Source organism: Acinetobacter sp. CY79 (assembly GCF_059515845.1).
Genome location: NZ_JCAKMY010000016.1, coordinates 79,684 through 86,605, shown reverse-complemented (window position 1 = coordinate 86,605; position 6,922 = coordinate 79,684). Strand labels below are relative to the sequence as shown.

The following is a 6,922-nucleotide window of genomic DNA, read 5'->3' as shown; positions in this document are numbered from 1 at the left end:
GATTCTCGATAATGCCTCAATTCATAAAGGTCAAGCGATTGATGATTTAGCAGCAAAATATAAGACAAGAATCGTTTATCTACCTGCGTATAGTCCCGACCTCAATCCTATTGAAAAAGCATGGTCTGTCTTAAAAAGTAAAGTCAGGCACATCATTGCTCAGAACAATAAAACCATTCAGGAAGCTCTGGATATCGTATTTAAGATGATGTAGCTTATGTTTCATATTTGGCTATACCATTGTTTACTTCTGATGTTCCAGGGATTCCACCCAAAGAGGTCATTCCAATGGTGACCAAAGTCATGAAGGGGCAAGGCATTGATAACAAAATTATTTTATTGTCGGCAACCAAAGAAGGTGCAAAAGCACTTGGAGCTAAAGATCTAGGTACACTTGAAAAAGGCAAAATTGCAGATTTGATTATTGTTGATGGTGATCCGTTAAAGGATATCTCAGCATTAGAAAAGGTGAAACTCGTGGTTAAAGATGGTGCAGTGGTGGTTGATCATCTCAAATAAACAATTGTTTTTAGCGAATAAAATATTTAAAAATCCGCATGTTAACGTTGCGGATTTTTTTGGTAATCAAATATTAAACGCTGGATGGGCAATAATTTATAAAAATCATAGAATCGTAATAAAGCTGTAACCTCTCTGTCATATTATAAAATCAAAATGCATATATCGAAATAAGTACAATACTTCAATAAAAAGTAGCGTACTCCATATTTGCATATATTGAGAGATATCTAGATGCGCTTAAATAACATCGTAATTGCATTAGCTTTAACTGGGGTGGCTGCAGCAACAACCGCGAATGCAGCGCGTGATACGATTCAAATTGCTGGTTCTTCTACAGTTTTACCTTATGCAAGTATCGCAGCTGAAGAGTTTGGTAATAACTTTCCGCAATTTAAAACACCTGTCGTCGGCTCTGGCGGTTCATCAGGCGGTTTAAAGCAATTTTGTAATGGTGTAGGCGACAACACCATCGATATCGCGAATGCATCTCGTAAAATTAAAGATTCAGAATTGGCAGCGTGTAAAAAAGCAGGTGTTAACCAAGTAATAGAAATTAAAATTGGTTATGACGGTATTGTTTTTGCTTCAAATGCCAATAAAGCGGCTTACAAATTACGTCCACAACATGTATTTGCTGCATTAGCTGCACAGTTGCCTTCTAACGGTAAAATGGTTGCAAACCCTTATACACGTTGGAATCAAATCGACAAATCACTTCCGAATGAACCGATCACTCTAGTGATTCCAGCTTCGAATCATGGAACGCGCGAAGTCTTTCAGGAGAAGATGGTGGATGCAGGTTGTGAATCTTATGCTGCAATTAAGTCTTTAGATAAAGATGCTATGAAAAAAGCATGTACCACTTTCCGTAAGGATGGTCGTGTGGTTGAGATCGCAGGCGATTACACTGAAACACTGGCACGCTTAAAAACGTCTCCAAGTGCGGTGGGTGTGTTTGGTCTAGGTTTCTATGATCAAAACCGTGACCGTTTACGTGTTGCAACTGTGAATAATGTTGCGCCATCTGAAAACACAATCTTAAACGGTTCTTACCCAGTTTCTCGCCCATTGTTCTTCTATGTAAAAGGCGAGCACTTGAAATCAATCAAAGGTTTACCGCAATTTACCGAATACTTCATTAGCAAAAAAGTGTCAGGTAAAGGATCTAAATTAGAAAAAGCGGGTCTGATTTCAATGTCTGATAAAGAACGTGCTCAAGTTCTTGCGAACTTCAAAGCAGGCAAAGCAGTTAAATAATCGTTGAAACATAAACTGATGGTGGGCGTGTCCCATCATCAGTTTTTTGCTAAATATATTTTTTCAATGTGTCATTGAAAATTGGTGGAGAATTCATGAATCTGCTACTCATCGGGGTGTTACTTGCATTAATTGCGATAGCGTACCAAATCGGGTTGACTAAAAGCCGTAAATTAGCAGGTCAGGGCAGTAATTCTGCAATGCTACATTCACGTCCAGGATACTATGGTGCATTGGTTGCACTGTGGTGTGGGATTCCAGCTTTTCTGATTTTAATCGTGTGGAACATTATTGAACCCAGCATTTTTAAACATGTGGTGCTGAATAATATTCCTGCAAATATTGCTGCAACATTAGATCCTGCGAGCATCAGTGTACTTGTAGATCGAGTACAAGCGATTGCATCAGGTTTCGGTGTAAGCGATCAGCCATTGGCTTATGAATTAAAAGCCGCAGAACAATTAGCAAAAATTGAAGTGATTGGATCATATGCAAAATTTGCAGTGGTACTTTCAGCGGCGATGCTCGGCTTAGTTTGGGCAAAGAAAAAAATATCTGAGCAATATCGTGCACGTAATCAAGTTGAAAAAATAATAAACATTAGCTTGGCATTGTGCTCAGGTGTTGCGATTTTGACCACAATCGGCATCGTAATGTCGATGTTTAGTGAAGCTATGCGTTTCTTTAGCTTTGTGAATCCCATGGATTTCTTCTTTGGAACAGAGTGGAACCCTGGTTTCAGCACGTCAGGAAGTGCTGAAGGAAGTTATGGTCTATTACCATTGCTTTGGGGAACATTAATGGTCAGTGGTATTGCACTTTTAGTTGCAGTTCCAGTGGGTTTAATGATCGCTATTTATTTAGCAGAATATGCATCTTCATCTTTCAGATCTTGGGCAAAGCCTGCAATCGAAATTTTAGCGGGTATTCCAACGATTGTTTATGGTGTTTTTGCTTTGATGATCATTGGACCATTTGCCAAAAGTTTAGGTGCAATGGTGGGGATTGATATCAACGCAACCAGCGCTTTAACAGCAGGTTTTGTGATGGGGATTATGATTATCCCATTTGTATCCTCACTTTCAGACGACATTATTACGCAAGTGCCTCGTTCACTACGCGATGGTTCATTAGGCTTAGGTGCGACCAAGTCTGAGACGATTCGTCAAGTGGTTATTCCTGCAGCTTTGCCGGGGATTATCGGTGCATTCTTATTAGCGGCTTCGCGTGCCATTGGTGAGACCATGATCGTGGTATTGGCAGCGGGTAACAGCCCATTATTACATGCGAATCCTTTAGAAGCGATTTCGACAGTGACCATCACGATTGTGAATCAGTTGACTGGTGATACGGATTTCGCAAGTCCTCAAGCTTTGGTTGCCTTTGCATTAGGTCTGACTTTGTTTGTCATTACCTTAGGTTTGAACATTGTAGCACTGTATATCGTGCGTAAATATCGTGAGCAATACGACTAATGACGACTACAAACTCAACTCAAATGGATTCAAATCTTGACGCAATGAACGCTGCGGAAGTACGTGAGAAACGTAAACAAAAAATCCAAAGCTCTTTGGCGAAAAGACACCGTAAAGAGAAAACCTTTAAATACTTCGGATTTTCTGCAGTTATTCTCGGTCTGTTTTTTGTTGCCCTATTATTCGGTAGTATTTTATCGAAAGGTCTCCCAGCTTTTTGGCAAAACAGTTTAACGCTGCCGATCCATTTCGATCCTGCTGTGATTCAAGTATCAAAACAACCTGTTCAAACAGCCAATGAATCACCTGCACAGTTTGAAGAACGCTATATCGCTTGGCAAACTGAGATTGGGATGGTGGATTGGGATGCCTTGATCGTCAATGCAATGATCGCAAAAGATCCTGCGCTTGAAGCGAAGCGTGATGAACTATCAAGTCTTTATACCAGTTCAGAAGCATATCGTTTACGTGATATGTATATGCAAAACCCAAGTTTATTGGGTACGAATAATGAAGTGAAAGTCTTGGCAGATGCAAATGTTGATGTGTGGCTAAAAGGTGACATTGATCGTAGTTTGTCAGATGAACAACAACAGCTCAGCCCTGAAGTTCGTCAAATTGCCGATGATTTGAAAGCCAATGGCATCATTCAAAGTACTTTTAACACGAATATTTTTACGAGTCCTGATTCACGTAGTTCACCAGCAACCTCTGGTTTAGCAGGTGCATTCATGGGCTCTTTGTTCATGATGATGATCGTGATTTTAATTTCGATCCCTGTCGGTGTAGCTTCCGCGGTTTATCTAGAAGAGTTTGCTCCAAAGAACTGGATTACCGATGTGATTGAAGTCAACATTAACAACTTAGCAGCTGTTCCTTCAATTGTTTTCGGTTTACTGGGGGCGGCGATCTTCATTGGTTGGATGCATTTACCATTGTCGGCACCTTTGGTCGGTGGTTTGGTATTGAGCTTGATGACTTTGCCAACGGTGATTATTACCACACGTGCATCACTTAAAGCGGTACCGCCATCTATTCGTCAAGCTGCTTTAGGTTTGGGTGCATCTCGTTTACAAACAGTATTCCACCATGTATTACCGTTGGCTTTACCGGGTATCTTAACAGGTGCAATTATTGGTGTAGCTCAAGCTTTGGGTGAAACTGCACCACTCTTATTAATTGGTATGAGTGCGTTCGTTGCGAGTGTTCCTGCAACGCCATTTGACCAGTCTTCGGCTCTGCCAGTCCAAATCTTCCTATGGCAGGGTAATGAACTTCGTAACTTCTTTGAAGGGCGCACAGCAGCTGCGATCATTGTGTTACTTGCATTGATGATTGGATTAAACAGCTTAGCCATTTGGTTACGTAAGAAATTTGAAGTTCGTTGGTAATTGAGGTCATATGATGAATATTGCTAGCGCTACTAAACCCAATTCCTTAGAACAGGATAAGTCCGTGAATCAAGAACAATCACAAGTATCATCTATGGGTACTGAGCAAACTAAATCAGCGACACCGTTTGTTTCGCAATTTGAAACGCCATCTTCTAAGAAAGACCAAAAGCAATCGACGGTAAAATTAAGTACGTCAGATGTGCATGTTTACTACGGCGAAGCTGAAGCGATTAAAGGAATTGATCTCAATATTTATCAGAACGAAGTCATTGCATTTATCGGCCCTTCAGGCTGTGGTAAGTCGACTTTCTTGCGTACTTTAAACCGTATGAATGACACGATTGATTCGTGCCGTGTGACGGGTAAAGTGATGCTAGATAACCAAGATATCTATGATCCGAACTTGGACGTGGTTTTACTTCGCGCTCAAGTGGGTATGGTTTTCCAAAAGCCAAACCCATTCCCGAAATCAATTTTTGACAATGTCGCTTATGGCCCTAAACTGCATGGTTTAGCACGTGATAAGTATGATCTTGAAGAGATCGTTGAAAACAGCTTGCGTAAAGCGGGGCTTTGGGATGAAGTGAAAGATCGTTTGAACCAACCGGGCACAGGATTGTCAGGTGGTCAGCAACAACGTCTATGTATTGCACGTACGATTGCCGTAAGCCCTGAAGTGATTCTGATGGATGAACCTTGTTCTGCACTTGATCCAATTGCAACGGCGAAAGTGGAAGAATTGATCTCGGAACTCTCTACTCAATATACGATTGCAATTGTAACGCACTCGATGCAGCAAGCAGCACGTGTATCGGATCGTACGGCTTATTTCCATTTGGGTGATTTGATTGAAGTGAATTCGACAGAAAAAGTCTTTACACAACCCGATCATCAATTGACAGAAGCGTATATTACAGGCCGTTTTGGTTAATTCTTAGCATCTATTGAGCGATAAAAAAAGAAGAGCAAATATGCTCTTCTTTTTTATTTCTAAGTTTTGTTAATAATTTTGACTGATATCAAGATCGTATTTGAAATGGATTAAAGCACTCTAAGTATTCAGAATGAATTGAAATCTAGCGCTTATTTTTACTATAAAAAACTAAACAGCTTTTGAATCAATGTTTTAATAATAGAGAATGAAATAACAAGATTAGAGACTTTAGATGAAATTTAATCACAGCTTAGCACTGAGTATAGCCATTTCAGGCAGTTTGATCTTGAGTGGTTGCGCGTCATCGCAATCATCTCCAAAAATAGAAAATAAAACGTCAGAACAAATACAAGTACTTGATCAAATCAAGCTTAGCCCTGAAAGGATGATGAGCCATCTGAATGCTTTCCAAGAGATTGCACAGAACAACGGCGGAAATCGTGCTGTTGGAACAAAAGGTGGTTTGGCATCGGCGAAATATATTCTCGATCAAGCGAAAAGTGCAGGATTCAATCCACAAATATTGGCTTTTGAAAATCGTGAAAAAACCGTAGGGCAAAATATTTTAGTTGAGATCGCGGGTCAATCGAAAGAATCAGTGATCATGATTGGTGCGCATTATGATTCAGTGAAAATGGGACCAGGAATCAATGACAATGCGACAGGCGTTGCAACGCTGATAGAATTAATGCATGCATTAAAACAATCTAAGCAAAAGCCGAAACATACGATTGTGCTCGCATTTTGGGATTCTGAAGAAGTAGGAATCGCAGGATCACAAGATTATGTCAAGAAACTCACTCAACAGCAGTTGGATGGAATAAAAGCTTATATCAATGTGGATATGGTGGGCACAAAAAGCCCGAATATTATGATTGCAGATGCTGATAAGTCCTCTGTCGATGAAATGGAAGCGTTGTTTAAAGAACGTGGTATGAGTGAGTCAGACTATAAGCCTTTAACAGATAGTTTGAGGTCTTTACCCAATCATGCTGGAGATTTGGCGCTAGAACAGCATTTAAAAGCTTTTTTCAAATCAAAACAATTGACGATTAAAGAAGATGTGTCAACTTTAACAGCCAGTGATACTTTAGCCTTTTTAGGAAAAGTCCCTATTACCTCGGTGATTCTATTTAATGAACAAATGAAAGGGGATGAGCTTGAATTTGCACCGTGTTATCACAAGGCCTGCGATACCATTGATCAAGTCGATCCTCAGTCCTTGGCAATTGCTGCCGATGCGATTGTGTATTTGATCAATGAAATAGATTAATGTCATTATTTTTCGGTAGAAGTTTGTCTTTGGTCACCTTAAAAGCGTTTAGGAATAAAAATTATTG

General features: G+C 40.1%; 7 protein-coding genes. All 7 read left to right on the top strand.

What is annotated here, in order from left to right:
* A partial coding sequence (locus AC5YCE_RS08570) for a transposase (RefSeq protein ID WP_496171720.1) occupies positions 1-214 on the top strand: 214 nt, incomplete at its 5' end.
* Between the two features lie 14 nt (positions 215-228).
* Positions 229-519, top strand: a complete 291-nt coding sequence (locus tag AC5YCE_RS08565; protein WP_496171719.1) for an amidohydrolase family protein — start codon at positions 229-231, stop codon at positions 517-519.
* A gap of 234 nt (positions 520-753) precedes the next feature.
* Positions 754-1,779 (top strand): substrate-binding domain-containing protein, encoded by a 1,026-nt coding sequence (locus AC5YCE_RS08560; RefSeq protein ID WP_496126025.1) that lies wholly within the window; start codon positions 754-756, stop codon positions 1,777-1,779.
* 95 nt (positions 1,780-1,874) lie between these two features.
* Positions 1,875-3,254: a phosphate ABC transporter permease subunit PstC gene (gene pstC / locus AC5YCE_RS08555; protein ID WP_496126026.1), complete on the top strand. Its 1,380-nt coding sequence runs from the start codon at positions 1,875-1,877 to the stop codon at positions 3,252-3,254.
* The gene (pstA, locus tag AC5YCE_RS08550; protein WP_496171718.1) at positions 3,254-4,645 is read left to right on the top strand and encodes a phosphate ABC transporter permease PstA; all 1,392 of its coding nucleotides are present in this window, start codon (positions 3,254-3,256) and stop codon (positions 4,643-4,645) included. Before pstC ends, pstA begins: the two co-directional genes overlap by 1 nt.
* Before the next feature lie 13 nt (positions 4,646-4,658).
* Positions 4,659-5,579, top strand: coding sequence for a phosphate ABC transporter ATP-binding protein PstB (gene pstB / locus AC5YCE_RS08545; RefSeq protein WP_496126077.1), 921 nt, complete (start codon positions 4,659-4,661; stop codon positions 5,577-5,579).
* Positions 5,580-5,814: 235 nt separating this feature from the next.
* Positions 5,815-6,855 (top strand): M20/M25/M40 family metallo-hydrolase, encoded by a 1,041-nt coding sequence (locus AC5YCE_RS08540; RefSeq protein ID WP_496171717.1) that lies wholly within the window; start codon positions 5,815-5,817, stop codon positions 6,853-6,855.
* The last annotated feature ends 67 nt before the right edge of the window (positions 6,856-6,922 follow it).

Coding starts and splice junctions, on each gene's coding strand:
- AC5YCE_RS08560 (WP_496126025.1), top strand. CDS start 754: ATGCGCTTAAATAACATCGTAATTGCATTAGCTTTAACTGGGGTGGCT.
- pstC (WP_496126026.1), top strand. CDS start 1,875: ATGAATCTGCTACTCATCGGGGTGTTACTTGCATTAATTGCGATAGCG.
- pstA (WP_496171718.1), top strand. CDS start 3,254: ATGACGACTACAAACTCAACTCAAATGGATTCAAATCTTGACGCAATG.
- pstB (WP_496126077.1), top strand. CDS start 4,659: ATGAATATTGCTAGCGCTACTAAACCCAATTCCTTAGAACAGGATAAG.
- AC5YCE_RS08540 (WP_496171717.1), top strand. CDS start 5,815: ATGAAATTTAATCACAGCTTAGCACTGAGTATAGCCATTTCAGGCAGT.